The 25,355-nt window shown below is 61.5% G+C and carries 22 protein-coding genes; 17 read left to right on the top strand and 5 right to left on the bottom strand.

Features of this window, described 5'->3' with window-relative positions; genetic code table 11:
• Positions 1–179: 179 nt before the first annotated feature.
• Genes IF204_RS04530 through IF204_RS04500 form a run of 7 tightly spaced genes read left to right on the top strand, consistent with a single transcriptional unit; the run spans position 180 to position 7,194 of the window.
• Positions 180–983, top strand: a complete 804-nt coding sequence (locus IF204_RS04530) for a DeoR/GlpR family DNA-binding transcription regulator (RefSeq protein WP_167638852.1) — start codon at positions 180–182, stop codon at positions 981–983.
• 31 nt (positions 984–1,014) lie between these two features.
• Positions 1,015–2,007 (top strand): rhamnose ABC transporter substrate-binding protein, encoded by a 993-nt coding sequence (gene rhaS / locus IF204_RS04525; RefSeq protein WP_194095018.1) that lies wholly within the window; start codon positions 1,015–1,017, stop codon positions 2,005–2,007.
• 57 nt (positions 2,008–2,064) lie between these two features.
• Positions 2,065–3,579, top strand: coding sequence for a sugar ABC transporter ATP-binding protein (locus IF204_RS04520; RefSeq protein ID WP_194095016.1), 1,515 nt, complete (start codon positions 2,065–2,067; stop codon positions 3,577–3,579).
• Positions 3,580–4,557 (top strand): ABC transporter permease, encoded by a 978-nt coding sequence (locus IF204_RS04515; RefSeq protein ID WP_194095014.1) that lies wholly within the window; start codon positions 3,580–3,582, stop codon positions 4,555–4,557.
• The gene (locus IF204_RS04510; RefSeq protein WP_194095012.1) at positions 4,554–5,537 is read left to right on the top strand and encodes an ABC transporter permease; all 984 of its coding nucleotides are present in this window, start codon (positions 4,554–4,556) and stop codon (positions 5,535–5,537) included. Before IF204_RS04515 ends, IF204_RS04510 begins: the two co-directional genes overlap by 4 nt.
• Entirely contained in the window at positions 5,537–5,851 is a 315-nt protein-coding gene (gene rhaM, locus IF204_RS04505) for an L-rhamnose mutarotase (RefSeq protein ID WP_194095010.1), read from the top strand. The genes IF204_RS04510 and rhaM overlap by 1 nt, the downstream gene beginning before the upstream one ends.
• Positions 5,848–7,194, top strand: a complete 1,347-nt coding sequence (locus tag IF204_RS04500; protein ID WP_194095008.1) for an FGGY-family carbohydrate kinase — start codon at positions 5,848–5,850, stop codon at positions 7,192–7,194. Before rhaM ends, IF204_RS04500 begins: the two co-directional genes overlap by 4 nt.
• Here the strand turns inward: IF204_RS04500 and IF204_RS04495 are convergent.
• Positions 7,191–8,708, bottom strand: a complete 1,518-nt coding sequence (locus IF204_RS04495; protein WP_194095007.1) for an ATP-binding cassette domain-containing protein — start codon at positions 8,706–8,708, stop codon at positions 7,191–7,193. The two genes, IF204_RS04500 and IF204_RS04495, sit on opposite strands and share 4 nt — an antisense overlap.
• A 705-nt stretch (positions 8,709–9,413) precedes the next feature.
• Here IF204_RS04495 and IF204_RS04490 point away from each other — a divergent pair.
• The 3 genes from IF204_RS04490 to cynS are packed head-to-tail and all read left to right on the top strand — an operon-like array spanning position 9,414 to position 12,522.
• Positions 9,414–10,253: a formate/nitrite transporter family protein gene (locus IF204_RS04490; RefSeq protein ID WP_194095005.1), complete on the top strand. Its 840-nt coding sequence runs from the start codon at positions 9,414–9,416 to the stop codon at positions 10,251–10,253.
• A 60-nt stretch (positions 10,254–10,313) separates the two neighbouring features.
• Positions 10,314–12,035 (top strand): bifunctional protein-serine/threonine kinase/phosphatase, encoded by a 1,722-nt coding sequence (locus IF204_RS04485; RefSeq protein ID WP_228069063.1) that lies wholly within the window; start codon positions 10,314–10,316, stop codon positions 12,033–12,035.
• Between the two features lie 19 nt (positions 12,036–12,054).
• On the top strand, positions 12,055–12,522 hold the full coding sequence (gene cynS, locus IF204_RS04480) for a cyanase (RefSeq protein WP_194095003.1): 468 nt from the start codon (positions 12,055–12,057) through the stop codon (positions 12,520–12,522).
• 39 nt (positions 12,523–12,561) lie between these two features.
• Here cynS and IF204_RS04475 read toward each other — a convergent pair whose 3' ends face one another.
• Both IF204_RS04475 and IF204_RS04470 read right to left on the bottom strand, forming a co-directional pair.
• On the bottom strand, positions 12,562–12,933 hold the full coding sequence (locus IF204_RS04475; protein WP_194095001.1) for a hypothetical protein: 372 nt from the start codon (positions 12,931–12,933) through the stop codon (positions 12,562–12,564).
• Between the two features lie 17 nt (positions 12,934–12,950).
• Positions 12,951–13,385: a cupin domain-containing protein gene (locus tag IF204_RS04470; protein WP_194094999.1), complete on the bottom strand. Its 435-nt coding sequence runs from the start codon at positions 13,383–13,385 to the stop codon at positions 12,951–12,953.
• A gap of 156 nt (positions 13,386–13,541) precedes the next feature.
• Here IF204_RS04470 and IF204_RS04465 point away from each other — a divergent pair, with 156 nt between their 5' ends.
• On the top strand, positions 13,542–14,468 hold the full coding sequence (locus IF204_RS04465) for a LysR family transcriptional regulator (protein WP_194094998.1): 927 nt from the start codon (positions 13,542–13,544) through the stop codon (positions 14,466–14,468).
• Between the two features lie 77 nt (positions 14,469–14,545).
• Here IF204_RS04465 and IF204_RS04460 read toward each other — a convergent pair whose 3' ends face one another.
• Both IF204_RS04460 and IF204_RS04455 read right to left on the bottom strand, forming a co-directional pair.
• The gene (locus tag IF204_RS04460; protein ID WP_194094996.1) at positions 14,546–15,382 is read right to left on the bottom strand and encodes a DUF305 domain-containing protein; all 837 of its coding nucleotides are present in this window, start codon (positions 15,380–15,382) and stop codon (positions 14,546–14,548) included.
• A gap of 80 nt (positions 15,383–15,462) precedes the next feature.
• Positions 15,463–16,344, bottom strand: a complete 882-nt coding sequence (locus tag IF204_RS04455; protein WP_194094994.1) for a LysR substrate-binding domain-containing protein — start codon at positions 16,342–16,344, stop codon at positions 15,463–15,465.
• A 152-nt stretch (positions 16,345–16,496) separates the two neighbouring features.
• On the opposite strand from IF204_RS04455, the gene IF204_RS04450 reads away from it, so the two are divergent.
• The 6 genes from IF204_RS04450 to IF204_RS04425 all read left to right on the top strand — a co-directional run bounded on the left by IF204_RS04450 (position 16,497) and on the right by IF204_RS04425 (position 25,331).
• Entirely contained in the window at positions 16,497–18,074 is a 1,578-nt protein-coding gene (locus tag IF204_RS04450) for a trimethylamine methyltransferase family protein (RefSeq protein ID WP_194094992.1), read from the top strand.
• Positions 18,075–18,139: 65 nt separating this feature from the next.
• Positions 18,140–20,185, top strand: a complete 2,046-nt coding sequence (locus IF204_RS04445) for an NADH:flavin oxidoreductase (protein ID WP_194094991.1) — start codon at positions 18,140–18,142, stop codon at positions 20,183–20,185.
• 123 nt (positions 20,186–20,308) lie between these two features.
• The gene (locus tag IF204_RS04440; protein ID WP_322743256.1) at positions 20,309–21,403 is read left to right on the top strand and encodes an MHYT domain-containing protein; all 1,095 of its coding nucleotides are present in this window, start codon (positions 20,309–20,311) and stop codon (positions 21,401–21,403) included.
• 155 nt (positions 21,404–21,558) lie between these two features.
• Entirely contained in the window at positions 21,559–22,413 is an 855-nt protein-coding gene (locus IF204_RS04435) for an FAD binding domain-containing protein (RefSeq protein ID WP_194094989.1), read from the top strand.
• A gap of 12 nt (positions 22,414–22,425) precedes the next feature.
• Positions 22,426–22,917 (top strand): (2Fe-2S)-binding protein, encoded by a 492-nt coding sequence (locus tag IF204_RS04430; protein ID WP_194094987.1) that lies wholly within the window; start codon positions 22,426–22,428, stop codon positions 22,915–22,917.
• Positions 22,914–25,331 carry an aerobic carbon-monoxide dehydrogenase large subunit gene (locus IF204_RS04425; RefSeq protein WP_167638833.1) on the top strand — a complete coding sequence of 806 codons (2,418 nt, stop codon included), beginning with the start codon at positions 22,914–22,916 and terminating at the stop codon, positions 25,329–25,331. Before IF204_RS04430 ends, IF204_RS04425 begins: the two co-directional genes overlap by 4 nt.
• Positions 25,332–25,355: the final 24 nt, after the last annotated feature.

The following is a 25,355-nucleotide window of genomic DNA, read 5'->3' as shown; positions in this document are numbered from 1 at the left end:
CCCTTCGCGCGCAAAACGCGATAATACCCTTTGATGCAAAACTGTCGGGGGTGCGTCGGAATGTCAATCATAAACGATCACGAATGATCGTTTGCAGGTGCAGCATGATTGTTTTTGATTTTTTGTGATTGACAGATCGGCGGATTCTCTCGCAACATTCCGCCTCAAGGGAGTATTTAATGCACGAAACCGAGCGTCATAGGGTCATTCTATCCGCTGTTCAGGACCGGCCGGTCGTGACGGTGATTGACCTATGTGGCCTGACCGGAGCCTCGGAAGCCACTATTCGCAGGGATATCGGCACGCTCCATGAGCGTAAGAAGCTGCGCCGCGTGCGTGGCGGCGCCGAAGCACTGACCCCGCCGCAGGTGGTCGGGCTCGCCGGTCGTCCGTTTTCGATCAACGAAACGATCAACATCAAGCAGAAACAAGCAGTCGCACGCGCTGCTGTCGAATTGTGCGAGGATGGCGACCCCATCATCATCAACGGCGGCACGACGACGTTCCAGATGGTCCACCCGCTCGCGTCCAAGCGGATGCAGGTGTTCACCAACTCGTTCCCGATTGCGGCGCATCTGCTGAAGAACTCCAAGAACACGATCATGCTGTCGGGCGGTGTCATCTACCGCGAACAGAACATCGTGCTCTCCCCGTTCGAGAACGACGTGACGCGCAATTTCTACGCGCGCCGCATGTTCATGGGGGCCCAAGGTATCGGCCCGCTGGGTCTGATGGAGGCAGACCCGCTTTTGATCCAGGCCGAACAGAAACTGATCGGACAGGCCGACGAGCTCGTCGTTCTGGTCGACAGTTCGAAATTCGAGCACCGCAGCAGTCTCGTTCTGTGCGGTCTCGACCGGATCGACATCGTGATCACCGATGAGGGGATCACGGACAAGACGGCCGCCATGCTCGAAGCAGCGGAGGTCAAGCTCATCGTAGCCCCTGTTGAGGGCGCGGAAGCGAAGGAGGCGGTAACTTAAATCCGCTAGGTTGCACTTTAGGGAGGAAATCATGAGTGTAATGAAGAAGATCTTGTCGACCGCAGCGATCGCCGCTGCGTTTACCGGTTCGGCTGCACAGGCCGAAGACATGCGCATCGCTCTGGTCGTGAAAGCACTAGGTATCGGCTTCTTCGAAGCTGCCGCCAAAGGTGCCGAAGAGGCCGCCGCAGAGCTGGGCGACGTCGAAATCATCTACACCGGTCCGACCGACACCACCGCTGAAGGTCAGATCGAAGTGATCAACTCTCTCATCGCGCAGGGCGTCGACGCCATCGCGATTTCGGCCAACGACCCTGATGCGGTCGCGCCTGCCCTCGCCCGCGCCATGCAGCGCGGCATCACCGTCATCTCGTGGGACTCGGGCGTTGCCGAAGAAGGCCGCCAGATGCACCTGAACCCGTCGTCGAACCCGCTGATCGGTAACATGATCATCAAGCTGGCCGCCGACCACCTGCCTGACGGCGGTCAGGTCGCCGTTCTTTCGGCATCGGCCACCGCGACGAACCAGAACATCTGGATCGAAGAGATGAACAAGGTGATGGGCAACTACCCCGGCATCGAAGTCGTCGCGACCGTTTACGGTGACGACCTCGCCGACAAGTCCTACCGCGAAGCGCAGGGCCTGATGCAGTCCTATCCGGACCTCGACGCCATCATCGCGCCGACCTCGGTTGGTATTGTGGCTGCCGCTCAGGCTGTCGCAGACGCTGGCAAGGCGGGCGAGATCAACGTCACCGGTCTGGGCCTGCCGTCCGAAATGGCTGGCGCCATCGAGTCCGGCGCATCGCAGTCGTTCGCCATCTGGAACCCGATCGACCTCGGTTACTCGGCAACCATGATCGCGCACGCACTGGCCACCGGTGAAGCCACCGCAGAGCCGGGCGCATCGATCCCGATGGGCCGCATGGGCGAAGTGACCCTCGACGACACCAACTCGGGCGCCATGGCCGATCCGTTCGTTTACGACGCATCGAACATCGCCGACTTCGTCAACATTTTCTAAGCATCCCACAGACCGGCGCGCGTCAGACCGCGCGCCGGTCTTCTTTTCGGGGGTTTTATGCAATCTCTTCATCAGTCCGACGGGCCCGCACTCAGGCTCGACCGGATCACCAAGACATTTCCGGGCGTCAAAGCGCTCGATAACGTGCAGCTGGGCCTCTATCCGGGTCAGGTGACTGCGCTTGTCGGCGAAAACGGCGCGGGCAAGTCGACGCTCGTGAAGATCCTGACGGGCATCTACCAGCCCGACGGCGGCGCGATCTATGTCGGCGACACCGAAGTGAATTTCCCGACCGCGCAGGACGCGGCGGCGCACGGCATCACTGCCATTCACCAAGAAACGGTGCTGTTCGACGACCTCACCGTTGCAGAGAACATCTTTCTCGGTCACGCGCCCAAGACCAAATGGGGCCTGATCGACACACGCACACAGACGCGAAAGGCCGCCGAAATTCTGCGGAGCATCGGGGCAGAGATCGACCCGCAGGCCCGCCTGCGCGACCTCGGCATCGCATCAAAACACCTCGTCGCTATTTCACGCGCGCTGTCTATCGACGCGCAGGTCGTAATCATGGACGAGCCAACGGCGTCGCTGTCCCACAAGGAAATCCACGAACTGTACGAGCTGGTGGATAAGCTCAAGGCGCAGGGCAAGGCGATCCTGTTCATCAGCCACAAGTTCGACGAGATTTTCCGCATCGCCGACCGCTACACCGTGTTCCGTGACGGGCAGTTCGTGGCGGACGGCTTGATTTCGGAAATTAGCGAAGGCGAGCTGGTCCAGATGATGGTCGGCCGTTCCGTCGATCAGGTGTTCCCGAAACGCGAGCCGCTCTTGGGGACCGAGGTTCTTCAGGTCGTCGGTTACGACCATCCGACGGAGTTCGAGGGCATTAACTTCACCCTGCATCGTGGCGAAATCCTTGGGTTTTATGGCCTTGTCGGTGCGGGCCGGTCAGAGTTCATGCAATCGCTCTTCGGCATCACTAAGCCGTCCAAGGGCATCACTAAAATTGACGAACAGATCACGGTCATCCGGTCGCCCGCTGCGGCGGTCGAGGCGGGCATCGTCTATGTGCCCGAGGACCGCGGCCTGCAAGGCGCAATCCGCCCGATGCCGATTTTCCAGAACGTGTCGCTCGCCTCGCTTAAGCGCACGTCGAAGGACGGGTTCATCCGGCTGGCCGAGGAATTCGCCCTCGCCCGCGAATACACCCAGCGCCTCGATCTGAGGGCTGCATCGCTCGATACGCCTGTCGGCAATCTGTCGGGCGGCAACCAGCAGAAGGTTGTCATCGCGAAATGGCTGGCGACGAAGCCGAAGGTCATCATCCTTGATGAGCCGACCAAGGGCATCGACATCGGCTCGAAAGCTGCCGTCCACGACTTTATGGCCGAACTTGCCGCGCAGGGACTCGCCGTCATCATGGTCAGTTCCGAAATCCCCGAAGTCCTCGGCATGTCTGACCGCGTGATCGTCATGCGCGAAGGCAAGATCGTTGCCGAGGTGAGCGGCGATGACATGACCCCCGAAACTCTGGTCCGCCACGCTGCGGGCATCGCGGAGGCGTAAATGAGCATCCTCAAATCCCGCGAGATGATACTGACAGGCGCGATTGTCGTACTGGTGGTCCTCATCGCGACCCGTTTCCCCGCGTTTGTCGCGCCTTCGAACCTCGCTGCCGTGTTCAATGACACCTCGCCGCTGATCCTGCTGGCCATAGGCCAAATGATCGTGATCCTGACGAAGTGTATCGACCTGTCGGTGGCGGCAAACCTCGCGCTGACGGGCATGGTCTGCGCAATGATCAACGTCGCAGCCCCCGGAACGCCAGTGGTCGTGATCCTGATCGTCGCTATCGCGCTTGGCGCCCTGCTCGGCATGTTCAACGGCGTGCTGGTGTGGAAATTGGACATCCCGCCCATCGTGGTGACGCTCGGCACGATGACCATCTATCGCGGCGTTATCTTCCTGATTTCCGACGGTAAATGGGTGAACAGCCACGAGATGTCGGACGCCTTCAAAGCCTTCCCCCGCGCCGCCCTGCTCGGTCTGCCTATGCTGTCGTGGATCGCGATCATCATGACGATTATCTTCTTCGTCATCATGACCCGCACGACGCTGGGCCGCGCATTCTATGCGGTCGGCGGCAACCCTCACGCGGCGGTCTACACAGGCATCGACGTCGGCAAAACGCAGTTCTGGGCCTTCACCTTCTCGGGCGCGCTTGCGGGCCTCGTAGGTTACCTCTGGGTGTCGCGCTACGCCGTCGCCTATGTCGATATCGCGCTCGGGTTCGAGCTTGACGTGGTCGCCGCCTGCGTGATCGGCGGCATCGCGATCTCCGGCGGGATCGGCTCCATCGGCGGCGCGGTCCTCGGCGCACTGTTCCTTGGCGTCATCAAGAACGCTCTGCCGGTCATCAACGTCAGCCCGTTCTGGCAAATGGCCATCTCGGGGAGCGCGATCATCATCGCCATCGCCGTCAACACCCGCGCTGGCCGCACCAAAGGCCGCATCATCCTCAAGAAAGCGGAGGCCGCGCAATGAGCCATACCGACCGCATCATTCCCGACCGCCTCCAGTCCCCGCTTCAGAAAAACCTGAAAAGCTGGGAGACGCTGCTGCTGGCCGTCGCCATCGGAATTTTCATCGCGAACTCGTTTGCCTCGCCGTACTTCCTGAACGCATGGAACCTGTCGGACGCAACCTTCAACTTCACCGAAAAGGCGATGATCGCATTTGCGATGGCGCTGCTGATCATCGCGGGAGAGATCGACCTCTCTGTCGCCTCGATCATCGCGCTGGCCTCAACCGCGATGGGCGCTGTGGCGCAGTCCGACGTGTCGACCCTGACCATCGTGTTGACCGGCCTCGCGGTCGGCGTAGCTTGCGGCGCGTTCAACGCAATCCTTGTCACGGTCATGGGCCTGCCGTCGATCGTGGTGACCATCGGTACGATGAGCCTGTTCCGCGGCATCAGCTACATCGTCCTCGGCGACCAAGCCTACCGCGGCTACCCGCGCGATTTCGCCTTCTTTGGTCAAGGCTACGTCTGGTGGGTCATCAGCTTCGAGTTCGTGCTCTTCCTCGTGCTCGCGGTAATCTACGGCATCCTGCTGCACAAAACCAACTTCGGTCGCGCGGTCTACGCCATCGGCAACAATGCCACGGGCGCGCTGTTTTCGGGCATCCGCGTTGGCCGCGTGAAGTTCATTCTGTTCATGCTCACCGGCCTGATGTCGGGCGTTGCGGCTGTGTGCCTGACCTCGCGCCTCGGTTCCACCCGCCCGTCCATCGGGCTTGGCATGGAGCTTGAGGTCGTCACCATGGTCGTCCTCGGCGGGGTCAACATTCTGGGCGGTTCGGGCTCCATTCCTGGCGTTGTCATTGCCGCGTTTGTCATGGGCCTCGTGACCTTCGGCCTTGGCCTGCTGAACGTTCCGGGTATCGTGATGTCGATCTTCATCGGCGCGCTGCTGATCGGCGTGATCGCCCTGCCGCGCCTCTGGGCGATGTGGAGGAAGTGATGCAGAAATATGCCTTCAAGATGAAGCTGCACGACGGTCAGCTGGACGAATACAAGCGCCGCCATGACGAGATTTGGCCCGAGCTGGTCGACCTCCTGAAAAGCGCAGGCGTGTCGGATTATTCGATCCATCTGGACGAGGAGACGGGCATCCTCTTCGGTGTCCTCTGGCGGACGGACAATCACGGCATGGACGATCTGCCGAAGCATCCGGTGATGCAGAAATGGTGGGCGCATATGGCCGACATCATGGAGACCCACCCGAATAACGAACCCGTCGCGACCCCGCTGACGAACGTGTTCCACATGCCATGAAGCACATCGCCGTCATCGACGTCGGCAAAACCAACGCCAAGCTGGCGCTGGTCAATGCCGCAACTTTGGAAGAGATCGACGTCAGGACGCGTCCCAATGCGGTGCTGACCGACGGCCCCTACCCGCATTTCGACCTCGATGGTCATTTCGCGTTCTTCATGGAGGTTTTGACCGAGTTCCAGACCGCCTACGGCATTGACGCGATCAGCATCACGACGCACGGAGCTTCGGCTACTCTGATCGGTCAAGACGGTGCTGCGCTGCCAATGCTGGACTACGAATTCAGCGGGCCTGATAGCGGAGAGGGCTATGACGCGCTGAGGCCGTCTTTCGACGCGACCGGCTCGCCGAGGTTGCCGCTCGGCCTGAATGTCGGCGCGCAGCTTCACTGGCTGTTCGAGGCGCACCCTGACCTCCGCGATCAGGTCAAAGCGATTGTCACATACCCGCAGTATTGGGGCTACCGCCTGACCGGAGAGCTGGCGACCGACGTCACTAGCCTTGGCTGCCATACCGACCTATGGGAGCCGCAAAACGGGCGGTTCTCGGTGCTGGTCGACAGTCTGAGGATCGCAGACCTCATGGCACCTGCCCGCAAGTCATCCGACGTGCTTGGCACAATCACCGATAACATCGCAAAGGCTACCGGCATTCCATCCGGCACGCCCGTGATGGTCGGCATCCACGACTCCAACGCCTCGCTCTACCCGCACCTGCTGGGCCGCAAGGGTGCGTTCTCGGTCGTCTCGACAGGGACATGGGTGATCTGCATGGCGATGGGCGGCAGCGCACCGCGACTGGACCCGGCGCGCGATACGCTGATGAACGTGAACGCATTGGGCCAAGCGGTCCCGACCTCCCGCTTCATGGGTGGGAGGGAGTTCGAGATCATCCGCAAGGGTCGTGACTGGCAGGCAACAGGCGCTGACCGCGAGAGCGTGCTTGGCGGCATCTATCTGCTGCCAGCGGTGGAGCCGAACACCGGCCCCTTTGCAGGACGCGCCGCGTCATGGGTCGGGACTGCCCGCGCCGAGGGCGAAGAACTGGTTGCCCTGTCCTACTACCTCGCCCTGATGACGCACACCTGCCTCGACCTGATAGGTGCCAAAGGCCCGACCGTGATCGAAGGACCGTTCGCCAAGAACACCGACTTCCTCGCTATGCTCGCCGCGATCAGGCCCGACGGCGTCGAGGTCGCGGCATCCGCCACAGGCACCAGCGTCGGCGCAGCGATGCTGTGCATTCCGGACGCCAAAGCGCCCGAAACCACCCGCGTTATACCGCCCGAGGACAGCCGTCTTGCGGCCTACGCGGCCGACTGGTGGCGGCACCTGAACCGTTAAGTCCCCGCCATTTCGCCCGCCAGAAACTCCTCGGGATCGTCGATTTCGACCAGCCGCTTGCCCTTGATCAACCAGAAGCGGTTGCCGACGTTGCGCAGGAACGTGCGATCGTGGCTGACCAGCAGGCAGGACACGTCGTTGTCGATCAGCTCGGCCTCCAGCGCTTCCTGCCCTTCGATGTCGAGGTGGTTTGTCGGCTCATCGAGAAGGTAGAAGTTCGGGTTCCTCAGCCGCAGGAGCAGCATGGCGAGGCGGGCCATTTGTCCGCCGGACAGAGCGTCGATCTTGGTGCTCTGCATCTGGAAATTGATGCCCGCACCCGCAAGCGATGCCCTCGCACGTTCGTCGCCGATGCTGAATTCGCCGGTCACTGCGCTAATCGGAGTATCGGCGCCGCTAAGCATACTCAGTTGCTGATCGGAGAACGCAGGCACGATCGACGCCGCGCACTTCACGGTGTCGTCTTCGCCTGTCAGCGCCCTCTGGATCAGACTGACAAGCCGGGTTTTTCCCGTTCCGTTGGCACCCAGCAGAACCACACGGTCGCCGCGCGAAATCCACTTTTGACCGGTCTTGTAGAGGACGCAGCCATCGGGCGTCTGGACCGCCACATCCTCCAGCGTCACCAGCGCCTTCGAGTGTGTGCCGCTATTCACCAGCTTGATATCACCCGCCGACCGTTCGCGGTGGACGGGGCGCGCGGCAGCTTCCAGCTTGTCGGCCCGCTCGGTCAGTTGCTTGGTCTTGGTCAGCAGCAGATCGGAGCCGGAGTTGATCCCGACGTTTTTCAGCTTGGCGGCCTGTCGGCGCAGCTGTTTGGCCTTGTTCATGTCGTTGGCCAGCTGCCGTTCGTCCGCCGCATCGGCTTCGTCCAGCGCGGCGCGGGCGGCAGAAAACGGCAGGTTGAACACGCGAGAATTCTCGGCCCGCAGGAACAGGGTGCGGTTCGTGGTGGCGTCCAGAAACGCGCGGTCGTGCGAGGTGAGGATCACCGGCGTCTCGCGCGACAGGTTGCCGAGCCATACCTCCAATAGCGCAACCCGTTCAAGGTCGAGGTGGTTGGTCGGCTCGTCGAGCAGCAGGACATCGGGTTCCTTCACCCAGACCGACGCCAGCATCGCCGTCCGCTGCCAACCGCCGCTGAGTTCGCCAAGCGTTTTGTGCTGCATCTCGTAGGGTATCGACAGTTCGTCCAGCACCACGTCGACGCGCCAGCTTTCGAAGTCCACCAGCTCGGGCGGCAACGCGGCAAGCACCCAGTCATAGAGGGTCATGTCCAGCGCTTCGGCTGGCACGTATTGCTTAACATAGCCCACGCAGAGGCCGCGGGCGTAGGTAATATCGCCGGTCGTCGGATCGTGCTCCCCCGCGAGGCAATCGAGCAGCGTCGTCTTACCCCGCCCGTTCGCAGCCACGAGGCCGATGCGGTCGGATTTGGAAACGGTCAGGTTGAGGTCAGCGAAAAGCGGGTCGCCAAGGGTCACGCCCAGCGCGTTGGTATTGATGATAGTCATAGATATCTCGGGTCACAGAAATTTTGCCGCAATGCGGCTCTGGGCAGACCTTTGATGGAAATCATCGGTCAGCCCTGCAAACGGATCTGCAGGGCAACACGGGGACCATGCTGAAGTCGGCGGATGATACGCATGCTCAGCTCTTGCCCTCCCGTTGTGAAATCCTTGACCAATGACGTGAGGGTAATGCGCAGGGCGCGGCTTGGCAACCTAGAGGATTCCTGACCTCTCTCCGGTCGATTCCCGCAAAAATGCAGAGCCAGCACCCGTCAGCCTCTATTCTGCGAGTGCGAATTGCTTTGGCTAAGCCGCAAAATTAGAGCGCATATATTAGGCGGTTTGCGTCTCGCGCCCGCATAACCGCCAATTTGACCCAACATTTTAGTCATGGCGCTTGTGCGGCGCCCCACGTTTGTGTGTGCATAATTACATACCGCGTCCGCCAAGTCGGACCGCCGGATAGCCGCAACGGCGCGGCCATTTCCGTCAAGAGCGTCTTTGGACGCACGCAGCAACGGCGCTGCATCTTCTCTTCGAAACCCGAATTATGGGGAGGCTTGCCTTCCCAGACCGAAATCGCTGCGGACCCGTGCACACCATCGCTCGGCCCGCGTCAGCCGGAGCGCCGCAATGCACCACCACACCACCTCCATCGACTTCGAACCTTCCGCCTGAAGTCAGGCAAAGCCAAAGGGACACACAACCATGTCATACGTTACGCCCAAGGAATTCGCGGCCAAGATGGTCGACGCCGGCGAGTCCAAGATTTTCATGTCCACAAAGGACACTCTGATCCGCGCCTACATGGCCGGTGCGATCCTCGCGCTCGCCGCTGCATTCGCCGTTACCATCGCCGTCAACACAGGCCAGCCGCTGGTTGCTGCGCTGCTGTTCCCCGTCGGCTTCTGCCTTCTCTATCTCATGGGCTTCGACCTGCTGACCGGCGTCTTCACCCTCGCCCCGCTTGCCGTGATTGCCAAGCGTCCAGGCTGCACGTGGGGCGGCGTGTTCCGCAACTGGGGCCTCGTGTTCACCGGTAACTTTGCAGGTGCGATGACCACCGCGATCCTGATGGCGATCGTATTCACCACCGGCTTCTCGACCGAACCCAATGCCGTGGGTGCCAAGATCGGCCAGATCGGTGAAGCCCGTACGCTCGGCTATGCTGCCGCTGGCGGTGCCGGCCTGCTGACCGTCTTCGTTCGCGCGGTTCTGTGTAACTGGATGGTGTCGACCGGCGTTGTCGCTGCGATGATGTCCACTTCGACCTCGGGCAAGATCATGGCCATGTGGATGCCGATCCTCGTGTTCTTCTACCTCGGTTTCGAGCACTCGATCGTCAACATGTTCCTCTTCCCCTCGGGCATCATGCTGGGCGGCGAGTTCACTTGGGCCGACTACTTCATCTACAACGAAATCCCCGTTGTTCTGGGTAACCTCGTTGGCGGTCTGACCTTCGTTGGCGGCATGATCTACGCCACCCACTTCAAGGAATCCCCGAAGCGCAACGCATCGGCCAACGTGACCGGCGTTCCGGCTGAATAAATTTCTTCCTGAACTGGGCCCCGCTTCGTGCGGGGCCTCTTTTCCATTCGAGGTTCCGACATGCCCAAAGACACCACTGCGATGACGCTGAAGGTTTCGGTCGGCCGGTATTCGGACAAGGGCCTGAAGCCCGAAAACCAGGATTTCTGCGGCGTTCGTGTGCCTACGGGGGCCGAATTGTCGCTCAAGGGGATCACCCTCGCCGTGGCGGACGGCATTTCGTCCAGCGCCACCAGCGCCGAAGCGTCGGAGGCAGCGGTTAACGCCCTGCTCACCGACTATTACGCAACATCGGACGCTTGGACCGCGCGCACTGCGGCCACTACTGTGATCTCCGCAACGAATGCATGGCTTTACGGCCAGAACGAAGCACTGCCCGATATGAATGCGGGCAAGATTTGTACCCTCTCCGCGCTGATCCTTAAGGGGAGTGAAGGGCATATCCTCCACGCAGGCGATAGCCGCGTGTGCCGCTTGGTCGGCGGCGTTCTGGAGCCCCTGACCACCGACCACCGCGCCGTTCTGTCGAGCGAGGAAAGCTACCTCGCCCGCGGCATGGGCCTCGATAGCCAGATCGCCGTCGATTACCGCCGCATCTCGCTTGAGGTCGGTGATGTGCTGCTGCTGACCACTGACGGCGTGCATGAATTCATCGACGGCAGCGATGTTACACGCGCTCTTGAGGCGCCGAGCCTTGATGATGCCGCCAAACAGCTGACCGAACGCGCGCTGGTCATAGGATCGGCCGACAACCTGACCGTGGTGCTGGCCCGTATCGACGCCATCCCCGAAGAGCAGGCCGAGTTCGAGCCGGAGATCGCCAAACTCCCCCTGCCACCGCAGCCCAAAGCGGGCGATGTGATCGACGGCTTCCGCATTCTGCGGCCCGTGAACTCCACCGCCCGCAGCCATGTCTACCTCGCCGAGGGTCCGGACGGTCAGAAGGTCGCCCTGAAAATCCCGACCCGCGAAATGGCCGAAGACACAGCCTACCTCAACCGTTTCGCGCTAGAGGAATGGATCGCGCGGCGGATTTCGTCGTCCCATGTCCTCCGCGCGGCGAAGTCGCCTGACACCCGCACCGCGCTTTATGTGGTGACCGAATGGGTCACGGGCCGGACACTGCGCCAGTGGATGACTGACAATCCCGAGCCAGACCTCGACCAAGTGCGCGACATCATCGGTCAGATCGTCATCGGCCTGCGCGCTTTCCACCGCAAGGAAATGCTGCATCAGGACCTGCGCCCCGAGAACATCATGATCGACGACGACGGCACGGTGAAGATCATCGACCTCGGCTCGACCTCTGTCGCAGGCGTGGAAGAAGCAACCGCTGGCGTGCTCGGCCATATGCCGGGGACTTACCAGTTCACCGCGCCGGAGTATTTTTCGGGCGACTACGTGACTTGGCGGTCCGACCAGTTTTCACTCGCCGTCATCGCCTACGAGATGCTGACGGGCCACCTGCCCTATGGAGCGAACGTCGCACGCGTCACCACGCGCCGCGACCTGCACCGTCTGACCTATCGCCCCGCGCGGGACGACGACAGCAAGGTGCCCGCGTGGATGGACGCCGCGTTGAAGCGCGCCACCAATCCTGAAGCGGCGAAGCGCTACGACACGCTGTCCGAATTCCTCGGCGATCTGAAGCGCCCCGGCCAAAGCTGGAACGCCGCCCGCCATGTTCCCCTGATCGAGCGCAATCCCGTCCGCTTCTGGCAGACGACCTCGGCGATCCTCGCCGTGACCACGATTGCCCTCGCCGCCCGCCTTTTCCACTGACTTATCCGGAGTGAAGACCATGAAAGACATCATCGCCGCCGACCTCATGACCAAAGAGGACGTCACTGCTCTGATCCTGATCGCCAAGAAGGCGAAGAAACTGACGTGGGAAGGCATCGCCGAAACCATCGGCATGTCACCCGTCTACACCCACTCGGCCTGCATGGGCATGAACGCGTTTCCGATGGACAAGGCAGAGGCGCTGGTCGCCGCGCTCGACCTGCCGAGCGAAGCGGCCGAAGTGCTCGCCGAAAGCCCGACGAAGGTCTTCGCGCAAACCGTGCCGACCGATCCTTGCATCTACCGCTTCTACGAGATCGTCGGCGTCTACGGCCCGACGCTCAAGGCGCTGATCCATGAAAAATTCGGCGACGGCATCATGTCCGCCATCGACTTCGACATGTCTGTCGAGCGGATCGAAAACCCCAAGGGCGACCGCGTCGAGGTAAAGATGTCGGGCAAATACCTGCAATACAACGCTTGGTAATTGCGAAGGGCGGCATCCCGACAGGTGCCGCCCGTCTGTTTACTCGCCGACGCGGTTGCGCAGCACCGTGACGAAGAACAGCAGCATCGACAGGATGGTCAGGATTGATCCGACCTTGGCCAATGTCTCTCCCTGCTCGGTCAGTGCCATAACGATACCCGGCACGATGACGATGACTGATAGGACCGCCAGCCAGAAATGCACGTTGGCCAGCTTCGACGCCGAGGCCGAGGGGCTGAGCGCGTAGTACGCACCAAACACCGACGACGCGACGAAGCCGATGAGGTTGAGGTGGCCGTGGGCCGGTGAAAGGCTGTGGTCACCCGAGGCGGACATCACGATCCCCCAAGCCATGCCACACAGAGCGCAAAGTGCGCCGAACGCGAAAAACCGTTGCGATACAGAGTTCATGCCTGTCTCCCCTTTTGTCAGGCGCCCAAAGGTGGGCCGGTGAACGTCAGATTGAAGCGGCTACCCGCCTCGATAATGGCGGGCATATCCATCGGGATTTTCAGGTCCCGATCAGCGGATTCGTAGAAAAAGCCTTCAAAACCACCCGGAGTCAGGATGACCAGATGGCGTGACGGCGTGTCAGAGCAGACGCGGAACGTGTGCTCTTTGCCGCGCGGAATGAACCCGCTCTCGCCCGGTCCGAGACGGCGCAAGTCTCCCTCGATCCAGATCTCGATCTCACCGGTCAGAACGACGAACACTTCGTCCTCGGCGGCGTGGATGTGGCGCGGCGGCCCTTCGCCTGCCGGTGTGGTGGAGTCCACGATCGACATCGCGCCGTTCGTCGCTTCTTTGGTCAGGATGGTGCGGTAGCTGACATTGTTCCAGCTCACCTCTTCGGTTCGTTCCATAATGCCCCCCCTTGAAGATGCAGGTTCCCAGCGGGGTGCCTGCGGGCATCCCGTTCATTGTAGAAACCTTCGTTTGAAATTTAATTGCGTGCGTCCACCCTACGCCGCGCGCGATCATAATTGAATATTCTGAATATTATATCGTACATAAATGAAATGAATATTCATGCGTTCGACCTGAACCTTCTCAAAGTCTTTGCTGCACTGTTCGCAGAGGGCTCTGTCACCAAAGCGGCGGAGCGTCTGGGCGTGTCCCAGCCTGCAGCTTCGACGTCTTTGCGAAAGTTGCGCGATGCGCTGGGAGACCCGCTGTTCGTTCGCGCGGGGCACAAGCTGACGCCGACCGCCGTGGCGCTGGAATTGCGGCCCGAAGTCGAAAAGGCGCTCACCGCGATATCGGGTCTGCTCGACTACGGCACGGACCTCGACCCTGCGCGCTTGACCGAACGGTTCTGGCTGTCGGGGTCGGACTTCTTTTCCGAATTGATGATGCCCCGCCTGCTAGAGACCATCCGCCTGTCCGCCCCGAACCTGCAAATCGTCATGGTGGACCGCGTTTTCGGCACGACCCTGGATGCGCTGGAGAACGGCACGGTCGACATCGCGTTCTGGCCCGATCTGGACATGCCCAAGTGGGTGAACCGCCAGCACTTGGTCACCACGCGGTTCGAGTTCATTGCGCGAAGCGGCAACAAGCGCCTGACCTCGGCGGGCATTGGTGATGGCGAGCCGATCCCGCTCGACCTGACCTGCGACCTCTCGCACGTTCACTTTTCGCCCGATGGCCGCACGCTGGATGATATGGACCTGATCCTCACCAAGATGGGGCGCAAGCGCAACATCATCGCCACTCTGCCGACTTTTTCCGCCGTGCTCGCAACGGTGAAGGGGAGCGACGTGATCGGCACCATGCCCTCACACCTGATCGACCGCCTTGGCCCGCATCACGGCATTACCCGCCATCCGCTGCCGGTTGATCGCGCCGATATTCCGTTAATGATGCTCTGGAACCGCCGCTCGGACAACGCCCCTGGCCATCGCTGGCTCAGGGGGCAGATTGCGGAGTGTTTTGCGGGGCTATAGGCGACTTGGTTTGCGTGTTCTCTACAGGGAACCGCCACTCTTCTTCCGTCAGCTTCGCTCATCGATGGGTGCGACTATCAGCGACGAGCGCAGCTATACTGACCGCGAAAGCCCGCTGTGTAGTCTTCACCTGCAGACACCACGAGGTCTTGCAGGTCATCGCCCTTGCGGATTTCGGCGGTCAACGGACCAGCAGCAAGGGCGGTGAGTTCGTCAGCGTCCGACTGCAGGTCAAGCTGCACCAGATCGCCACTGATCTTCATCACGGCCGTCTCCTGCCCCACGGCAAGCACCGACGGGCTCGTGGTGGTGTAGGTAAAGTTGCAGACTGCCCCATCGGGCAGCACCGCGGCGATGTCGTCTTGCGTCAGGAACTCGGGATCGACCTTCGCGACGACCTCGCTCGCCAGCGCGTCTTCTGCGCTTTTGAGTTGCGCTGCATCTGTCGGCGCGGGATCGGTCGCTTCGCCATTCGCATCGATATCAGCGATCAGGTATCGCATTTCAGCGATTTCCTTATCCTGCGCATAGATGATGCCATCAGCCAGTTTGCGCACACGCGGGTCAGTGAGGTTGGCGCGAGTCGAGGTCATGATTGCGATCGAATGGTGCGGGATCATCGCGCTCATGTAGGAACGGTCCTGCACGGTCACCTGACTGCGCACCAGCCAGAGGCTGCCTGCGAACACCACAATCGAGCCCACGAAAATCGCGATATTGAACATGCGGTTTTTGTACATGCCGAGCATGAACGCCAACATGATAATGGCCATCACAGCACCCATCATGATCGCCATGTAGGTTCGTGTCTCGGAAAAGAAGACGTGTCCCCATAGATAGGTATTAAGGTACATCAGTCCGAACATCACGACAGTCGATGTTCCGATCATCAGGAAAAACTTCGAGTATTTCATGAGCCGTCTCCGTGGGTTGGTCATAGGACCAACGACCTTCCAGCACTGGAAGGTTCCCGAACAAGACGGATTTCATCGGCTCAAGCGCCGCTCAGCAGCCAATCGTAGACGAGTTTCGCGCGATTTGACGCATTCGGATGCAGCTTGATGTAGAAAACTTCGGTGGCTTCCATGCGGTGCGGCAGCATCGTCACCAGCCGCCCCGTGTCGAGGTATCCGTGCGTCAGGCTCGTCCACCCCAGAACCACGCCCATATCATCCTCCGCCGCCTGCAGCGCGATGACGTAGTTGTTCACGCGGTGGCCGGGGCGCATCTTGCCTGAATAGCCCGCGCTGGCGAGCCAACGGGTCCAGTCGACCCAGCCAGTCTCGTTCACGTCGATATGGATCAGTGACAACTGCGCGAGGTCGGCGGCGGTCTGAGCGGGATGTTTCTCTGCATAGGACGGACTGGCGAGAGCCTGCACCTGATCGTGGAACAAGACATCGCAGGCGCCCTTTTCGCGGCTGATGTCTCCGTAATGGATACTCAGGTCGCAGTCCTGCGGCTGCTGGCTGCTGTCGCTGACGATCTGGGCCACCGAAACGTCCCCGTGCTCGCGCCAGAACCGCGCGAGCTTCGGGGTGAGCCAGAGTGAACTGACAGCCGTCGACACACCGATGGTCACAGCAGCGCGGTCGGTCCGCTGGCGAAGCTGGTCGGTCGCATCGGCCATCGTTTCAAACCCGCGCTGGAGGGCGACGAGCAGATATGCCCCTGCCTCGGTCAATGCGACGCCGCGATGGTGACGGGAAAACAGCGAGCAGCGGAGCTCTGCTTCCAGCGCCTTCACCTGATGACTGATAGCCGCAGGGGTCACATTTAGTTCCTGCGCGGCGGAGCGGAAACTGACATGGCGCGCGGCTGCCTCGAAGGCCACAAGTGCGCTCATCTGCGGCAGGTTATAGGGCCGTTTGACCAAGCTGACCTCATGGCACTGTCAGTGCAAACGCTACATAGCAGCAGCTGCACATTTCTTAGATTAGTTCAGCTAACTCCAAGATTACTTTTTCTGCAATTGCCAATCATCGTATAGGACCGAAAAGTTTGTCTGTGAAAATCAGGAGACGCGCGATGATCCAAGATACAGTGACCCCCGCTAAATCAGGACGTCGCAAGCGTCGTGGCTCGGGCCATGCAGAGCGGAGTAGCGAACCGGGTCAGAACCTGCATCTGCGCGTGCCTTATATCACCCGCAACATCCCGACCTACGATCTGCTAGACGAAAGCTCGCTGGAGAAAATCGAAGCGACCGCCGACCGCATCCTTGCCGAGATCGGGATTGAGGTGCGCGAGGACGAGGAAACTGTGCGCCTTTATCGCGAAGCCGGTGCGAGCGTCACCGAAACGGCGGCAAAGGCGTGGCGTGTCAAATTCGAGCCGGGCATGATCCGCGAGATCCTGCAAACCGCACCCGCCGAGTTCACCCAGCACGCCCGCAACCCCGCCAACAATGTGCAGATCGGCGGCAAGGCGGCGGTCTTCGCGCCCTCCTACGGCTCGCCCTTTATCCTCGATGCGGACGGGACGCGCCGCTACGGGACTATTCTGGACTTCGAGAACCTCGTGAAGCTGGGCCAGTCCTCGCCGTGGCTGCACCATTCGGGCGGCACCATCTGCGAGCCGACGGACGTGCCGGTGAACAAGCGTCACCTCGACATGGTTTACGCCCACATGCGCTATTCCGATCGCGGATTTCTCGGCTCTATTACCGCGCCCGAGCGTGCCGCCGACAGTATCGAGATGTGCCGCATCCTGTTCGGCGCTGAGTTCGTCGACCAGCACTGCGTCATCATGGGCAACTTCAACACGACCTCGCCGCTGGTGCTCGACGGTGTGACGGCGGCGGGCATTCGCACATATGCCGAGGCTGGTCAGGGTTCGATCCACCTGCCGTTCCTTCTGGGCGGCGCGGTGTCGCCGCTGACCATGGCTGGATCGGTGGCGCAGTGTCTTGCGGAGTCCATGTCCTCCTGCGCTCTGACCCAGCTTGTCAGACCCGGCGCGCCGGCGGTCCTCGCGGGCTTCCTGTCGTCGATGTCGCTGCGCACCGGATCGCCCACTTTCGGGACGCCAGAGCCCGCGCTCGGCTCGCTGGTCATGGGCCAACTTGCCCGCCGCATGAATCTGCCGCTGCGCTGCGCAGGCAACTTCAGCACCTCGAAAATGCCCGACGGTCAGGCGATGCAGCAGGCGATGATGTCGATGATGTCGGCCATTCAGGGCGGTGCGAATTACATCCTCCACTCGGCAGGCTTCCTCGACGGCCTACTGTCCATGTCCTACGAAAAATTCATTCTCGACAGTGACATGTGCGGCGCTCTTCATGCGTACATGAAGGGTATGGAGGTCACTGAGGACACGCTCGCCTTTGACGCGCTGGCCCAGTTCGGACCGGGTGAGCACCTGTTTGCCACCGATCACACGCTGCGCCACTACCAGACCGCCTATTGGGACAGCGGCATGAACGATGACCAGCCGTGGGAGACGTGGGCCGAACAAGGCAAGGAAGACAGCGCTCTACGCGCAAACAAACGGTGGAAGAAGATCCTGCAGGAGTTCGAGGCACCCTACCTCGATCCTGCAATTGACGGCGCGCTCAAGGACTTCATCGCACAGCGCAAGGCGTCGATGCCGGACGCGTGGTACTGAACCGGTAGACTTCCCAGCGCCAACAATTTGAACAAGGATGGCCCTGCCATCAGCCGGAGCGACGCATGTCCAACGATCCCCTTTTGCAACCCTATCAGCTCAAACACCTGACCCTGCGCAACCGCATCATGACCACAAGCCATGAGCCAGCCTACCCCGAAGACGGGATGCCCAAGGACCGCTACATCGCCTACCACGCCGAACGTGCAAAGGCGGGCGTCGCGCTGGCGATGACCGCGGGATCGGCTGCGGTGTCGAAGGACAGCCCGCCCGTGTTCAATAACATTCTCGCCTATAAGGACGAGGTCGTGCCGTGGATCAAACGCCTGACCGACGGGCTGCACGAACACGGTTGCGCCGCGATGATCCAGCTGACGCACCTTGGTCGCCGCACCGCGTGGAACAAGGGCGACTGGTTGCCGTCCGTGTCGTCCTCCAAACACCGCGAACCTGCGCACCGCGCCTTCCCCAAACTGGCCGAGGATTGGGATATCGAGCGGATCATCAGCGACTTTGCCGACGCGACAGAGCGGATGAAGGAAGGCGGCATGGACGGGATCGAATTGCAGGTCTACGGCCACCTGCTCGACCAGTTCTGGTCGCCGCTGACCAATGACCTCGACGGGCCATACGGGCCGCAGACGCTCGACAGCCGGATGAAGCTGCTGAACGACGTGCTAACGGGCATCCGCAAGCGGGTCGGAAACGAGTTTATCGTCGGCATCCGCTACACCGCCGACGAGGTCGAAAAGGGCGGCATTGATTTCAACGAAGGGATCGAGATTTCCAAGCGCCTCGCCGATGGCGGGATGGTCGACTTCCTCAACGTCGTACGCGGACGCATCCACACCGACCCCGCGATGACCGACCTGATCCCGATCCAAGGGATGCGGAACGCTCCGCACCTCGATTTCGCGGGTGAAGTGCGCAAGGCGACCGGAATGCCGACCTTCCACGCGGCCAAGATCCCCGACGTGGCGACCGCGCGTCATGCGGTCTCTGCCGGTCTTTTGGATATGGTCGGGATGACCCGCGCCCACATGGCCGACCCGCACATCGTCAAGAAAATCATCGAAGGCCGCGAGGATGACATCCGCCCGTGCGTCGGCGCGACCTACTGTTTGGACCGGATCTATCAGGCAGGTGATGCGCTCTGCATTCACAACGCCGCTACGGGCCGCGAACTGACCATGCCGCACGCCATTACGCCTGCTGCCCAGCGCAAGAAGGTCGTGATCGTCGGCGCGGGTCCTGCGGGCCTTGAGGCCGCGCGCGTGGCTGCCGAGCGCGGGCATGATGTGACGGTGCTGGAAGCGCAGAAGGACCCCGGTGGACAGGTGCGCCTGACCGCGCTCAATGATCGCCGCCGCGAGATGATCTCCATCATTGACTGGCGCATGGCCCAATGTGCCGCCCGCGATGTGGAGTTCCGGTTTAATCTCTGGGCGGAGGCGGAGGACGTCACAGCCCTGAACCCCGATGTGGTCATTGTGGCCACAGGCGGCCTTCCGAATGTGGAGCTGTTTGAAAGCAAGACCGAACAGGACCTCGTCGTCACCACGTGGGACCTTATCACCGGCGATGTGAAGCCCGAGAGCCACGTTCTGATCTATGACGAAAGCGGCGATCATCCTGCCCTGATGGCAGCCGAAGTCGCGGCCAAGGCAGGGGCCAAGGTCGAGGTCATGACCCCCGACCGCACCTTTGCCCCCGACATCATGGCGATGAACCTCGTCCCCTATATGCGTAACCTTCAGGACAAGGACGTGACTTTCACCGTCACCCGCCGCCTCAAGGATGTGGAGCGGGACGGCAACCGCCTGAAGGCCAAGATCGGGACGGACTACAGCGATCTGATTACCGAAAAGACCTATGACCAGATCGTCGTGAACTACGGCACCTTGCCCCTCGCCGACCTCTACTTCGACCTCAAGCCGTTGTCGTCGAACGAAGGTGCGGTGGATCAGGATGCACTGATACAAGGCAAGCCGCAGACCATCTCTCGCAACCCAGAGGGCACTTTCCAACTGTTCCGCATCGGGGACGCGGTTTCCGCGCGCAATACCCATGCGGCGATCTACGATGCGCTACGCCTGATGAAGGATATCTGACGCCTAACCTTCCGGCACCTGACAAAACAATTGCTTGCCTCCCCCTTCGTTGCGCTATGGTGCGGGTTGAGAACCGGCACGCTAGTTGTCGGGGGCAAGCCAGGTGTCGGGGAGGAAACCTAGGTGCTCGAGTATACGCATAACTACTGGATGGTTCTGGCGTCGCTTGCGATTGCCTTGATCGCGGGGTTCACAGGTTTGAGCCTGACCCGCGGGGCGTCCGCACTGCCGCTCGGCAAACGCAAGGCCGTGGTCGCGATGGGGGCCGTTGCACTGGGCGGCGGCATCTGGTCGATGCATTTCGTCGCGATGCTGGGCCTGAACCTGCCGGTGCTCTATTTCTACGACGCGCTGACCACGCTGATCTCTGCCCTGATCGCAATTCTGATTACAGGCGTGTCGCTGATTATCGTGCATTTCGGAACGCGCACCCGTGGCCGCGTCTTGGCGGCTGGCACACTCATGGGCATCGGGATCGCGGTCATGCACTACACGGGCATGTCGGGGATGGAGCTTTGCCGTCCGGTCTATACGCCGATGGGCATCCTCCTCGCGGGGATCGCATCAACGGCGCTGTCCTGTTTCGCGTTCTGGATCGCCTACGACAGGCGGCGGACGCGGAACATCCTGCTGGGCTCGCTCGGCTTCGGGATCGCAGTCTTTGCCGTCCACTTTGTCGCGATGGCGGGCACGGGGTTCGTGGCTGCCGAAAGCTCGGCCAGCGGGCCGTGGATTTCCAACGCGACCCTCGCCTTTGCTGTCACTCTGGTGGCCTTCGTGATCCTCGGCGCGTTCCTCCTGACTGGCATCAACGTCGCCGCGCCAGAGCAGCAGGTCGACGCGCTCCCCGTCAAGGAAGCCCCTAACCCGCTCGTCGCCAGCCGCACGAACCGCATTCCTTACGAGAAAGAGGGCAAGACCCACTTTGTCGATTTCGAGGACGTCGCCGCCATCCGCGCCGAGGGGCATTATACCGTTCTTTACCACGAGGCCGAGCGCCTGTTCTGCCCGTGGTCGATTTCGGAGGCGGAGAACCGCATCCACCATCCCGACATCATCCGCACTCACCGCAGCTACCTCGTGAACACCCGTTTCGTGACCGCTTTCGACCGCCGCAAGGACACCGGCGTCTGCTATTTCGAGGGCATCGAGTCTCTGCCCAAGGTGCCTGTCGCCCGCGCCCGCATCAGCGAGGTCCGCGAGAAGCTCGGCCTTTAGCGCAGCGCAGCACGATTTTTCTGCGCCTGCGTACGCCGTTCGTGCAGGAACGGCGCAATTCATGGGATTTCGGGCTGTTTTCGGGCCATTCCGGACCCGGATTCCGAAACTCGTCATAGCGTTTTTCCCAGCCCATCGGGCCAAGGGAGGAACTCATGATACCATCCGGTTTCGAATACCACCGGCCGTCGGACCTACCGGCAGCGGTCAAAATTCTGGACGAACACGGCGACGAAGCGCGCGTACTTGCGGGCGGGCATAGCATCATTCCGATGATGAAGCTGCGCATGGCCGATTTGTCCCATCTGATTGACCTTCAGGACGTCGCGAGCCTGAAAGAGGTCTCTGTTTCCGGCGATACCATCACCATCGGCGCGATGGTCACACAGGCCGAACTGATCGGCAACGACGCGCTCGCCAAAGCGGCCCCGATCCTGCGCGAAGCGGCGCTTCAAATCGCTGACCCGCAGGTGCGCTATGTCGGCACCATCGGCGGCAACGTGGCGAACGGCGATCCGGGCAACGATATGCCGGGGCTGATGCAGTGCCTCGACGCGACCTATGTCCTCTACGGCTCTGACGGTGAGCGCGAAGTGGACGCCCGCGAGTTCTACGAAGCGGCCTACATGACCGCCCGTGCCGACAACGAGATCCTGACCCACATCAAGATCAAGGCCACCACCGCAGGCTACGCCTACGAGAAGCAGAAGCGCAAAATCGGTGACTACGCCACCGCCGCTGCCGCCGTGCTGATCGAACAGTCGGGCGGCAAGGTGACGAGCGCCTCTATCGCGATGACCAACCTCAGCGACACGCCGATCCACTCGGTCGGTGCTGGCGACGCTCTGGTCGGGACCGCCTGCGATGCTGCTGCGATCAACGCCGCAATTGCTGCGATGCAGGTCGACATCCAGCCGAACGAGGACAACCGCGGCCCCATCGAATTCAAACGCCATGTGGCTGCAACCATGCTCCGCCGCGCGATCGAGCGCGCTTGGTCGCGGGCATAAGGGAGGACGACAATGAGCAAGATGCACATCAAGCTGACCGTCAACGGCCAAGAGCACGAAATGCTGGCCGAGCCGCGTGAGCTGCTGATCCACACGCTGCGCGAGCGGCTGAACATCACCGGCCCGCATATCGGCTGCGAGACCTCCCACTGCGGAGCCTGCACCGTCGATCTGAACGGCAAGTCGGTCAAAGCCTGCACCGTATTCGCGGCCCAAGCCAACGGCGCAGAGATCAAGACCATCGAAGGTTTCGCAGGCCCCGACGGCCTTCATGTCCTTCAGGACAAGTTCCGCGAACACCACGGGCTCCAGTGCGGGTTCTGCACGCCGGGTATGATCACCCGCGCGTACCGCCTGCTGCAGGAAAATCCGAACCCGACCGAAGAAGAAGTCCGCTTCGGCATGGCGGGTAACCTCTGCCGCTGCACCGGTTACCAGAACATCGTGAAATCCATCATGGCCGCTGCTGCCGAGATGAATACCATGAAGGAGGCCGCAGAATGAAAGACCTGACAGAAGACCAGATCGAACGCGCCGCCAAACTCAAAGGCATGGGCACGTCCCGCAAGCGCGTGGAAGACGTCCGTTTCACCCAAGGCAAGGGCAACTACGTCGACGATATCAAGCTCGACGGGATGCTCTTCGGTGACTTCGTCCGCTCGCCCTACGCCCACGCCCGCGTCAAATCCATCAACATCGAAGAGGCAATGAAGGTGCCCGGCGTGGTCGCCGTGCTGACCGCTAAGGACCTTGAGCCGTTGAGCCTCCACTGGATGCCGACGCTGGCCGGTGACAAGCAGATGGTGCTCGCCGACGGCAAGGTGCTGTTCCAAGGGCAGGAAGTCGCCTTCGTCGTCGCCAGTGACCGCTATGCCGCCGCCGATGCCGTGGAACTGGTCGAGGTGGATTACGAAGAACTGCCCGTCATCGTGAACCCGTTCGAGGCGCTGAAGTCCGACGTGGTCCTGCGCGAAGACATCAAGGACGAAACATCGGGCGCGCATGGGCCCCGCAACCATCACAACCACATCTTCACATGGACCGAAGGCAACGAGGCCGCCACCGAACAGGCGATCGACAGCGCAGAGGTCGTGGCCGAGGAAATGGTCTACTACCACCGCACCCACCCCTGCCCGCTGGAAACCTGCGGCACGGTCGCTTCGATGGACAAGGTAACGGGTAAGCTGACCGTCTGGGGCACGTTCCAAGCGCCTCACGTGGTCCGCACCGTCGCTTCGCTGCTGTCTGGCATCGAAGAGCACAACATCCGCGTCATCTCGCCCGACATCGGCGGCGGCTTCGGCAACAAGGTCGGCGTCTACCCCGGTTACATCTGCGCCATCGTCGCCAGCATCGTGACGGGCAAGCCGGTCAAGTGGATCGAAGACCGCATGGACAACCTGATGGCCACCGCTTTTGCGCGTGACTACTGGATGAAGGGCCGCATCTCGGCCACCAAGGACGGCAAGATTACGGGCCTCCATTGCCATGTGACCGCCGACCACGGTGCGTTCGACGCCTGCGCCGACCCGACCAAGTTCCCCGCCGGTTTCTTCCACATCTGCACGGGCTCCTACGACATCCCCGCCGCATTCGTGAAAGTCGACGGCGTTTACACCAACAAGGCGCCTGGCGGGGTGGCGTACCGCTGCTCGTTCCGCGTAACCGAAGCTGCGTACTTCATCGAACGCATGATCGAAGTGCTCGCCATCGAGCTGAACATGGACGCGGCAGAGTTGCGGCGCATCAACTTCATCCGCGCCGATCAGTTCCCCTACCAGTCTGCGCTGGGTTGGGAATACGACTCCGGCGATTACCACACCGCTTGGGACAAGGCGCTGAAGGCTGTCGATTACGAAGGGCTGCGCAAAGAGCAGGCCCAGCGCATCGAGGACTTCAAGGCTGGCAAAACCCGCAAGCTGCTCGGCATCGGCCTTACCCACTTCACCGAGATCGTTGGCGCCGGGCCCGTGAAGAACTGCGACATCCTCGGGATGGGCATGTTCGATAGCTGCGAAATCCGCATCCATCCGACGGGCTCCGCGATTGCGCGTCTCGGTACGATCTCGCAGGGTCAGGCGCATGCCACGACCTTTGCGCAGATCCTCGCGACCGAAACCGGCATCCCCGCCGACAGCATCACCATCGAGGAAGGCGACACCGACACCGCGCCTTACGGCCTCGGCACTTACGGGTCACGTTCTACGCCGGTCGCGGGTGCGGCAACCGCGCTGGCAGGTCGGAAAATCCGCGCCAAGGCGCAGATGATCGCGGCCTATCTGCTCGAAGTGCATGACGACGATGTGGAATGGGATGTGGATCGCTTCTCGGTCAAGGGCGCGCCCGAGCGCTTCAAGACCATGAAAGAGATCGCGTATGCCGCCTACAATCAGGCCATTCCGGGTCTGGAGCCGGGGCTTGAAGCGGTCAGCTACTACGATCCACCGAACATGACCTACCCCTTCGGTGCCTACATCTGCGTCATGGAAGTCGACGTGGACACGGGCCAGTGGGACATTCGGCAGTTCTACGCGTTGGACGACTGCGGCACCCGCATCAACCCTATGGTCATCGACGGTCAGGTCCACGGCGGCGTCACCGAAGCCCTCGCCATCGCGATGGGTCAGGAGATCGCCTACGACGATATGGGCAACGTGAAAACCGGCACGCTGATGGACTTCTTCCTGCCCACCGCTTGGGAAGTGCCGAACTACACGACCGACCATACCGTCACGCCCTCTCCGCACCATCCCATCGGTGCCAAGGGCGTGGGCGAAAGCCCGAATGTGGGCGGTGTTCCGGCGTTCTCTAACGCTGTGCACGACGCGTTCCGCGCCTTCGGCCTGCGTCAGTCGCACATGCCGCACGATCACTGGCGCATCTGGAAGATCGCGAGCGATCTGGGCCTTCACGCCTGATCCAAAACGGGGCGGTTCGCGCCG

Origin of the sequence: Marivivens aquimaris (assembly GCF_015220045.1) — a bacterium.
Lineage (GTDB): Bacteria > Pseudomonadota > Alphaproteobacteria > Rhodobacterales > Rhodobacteraceae > Marivivens > Marivivens aquimaris.
The sequence above is the reverse complement of the archived record's forward strand: the minus strand, read 5'-3'. Positions and strand labels throughout refer to the sequence as shown.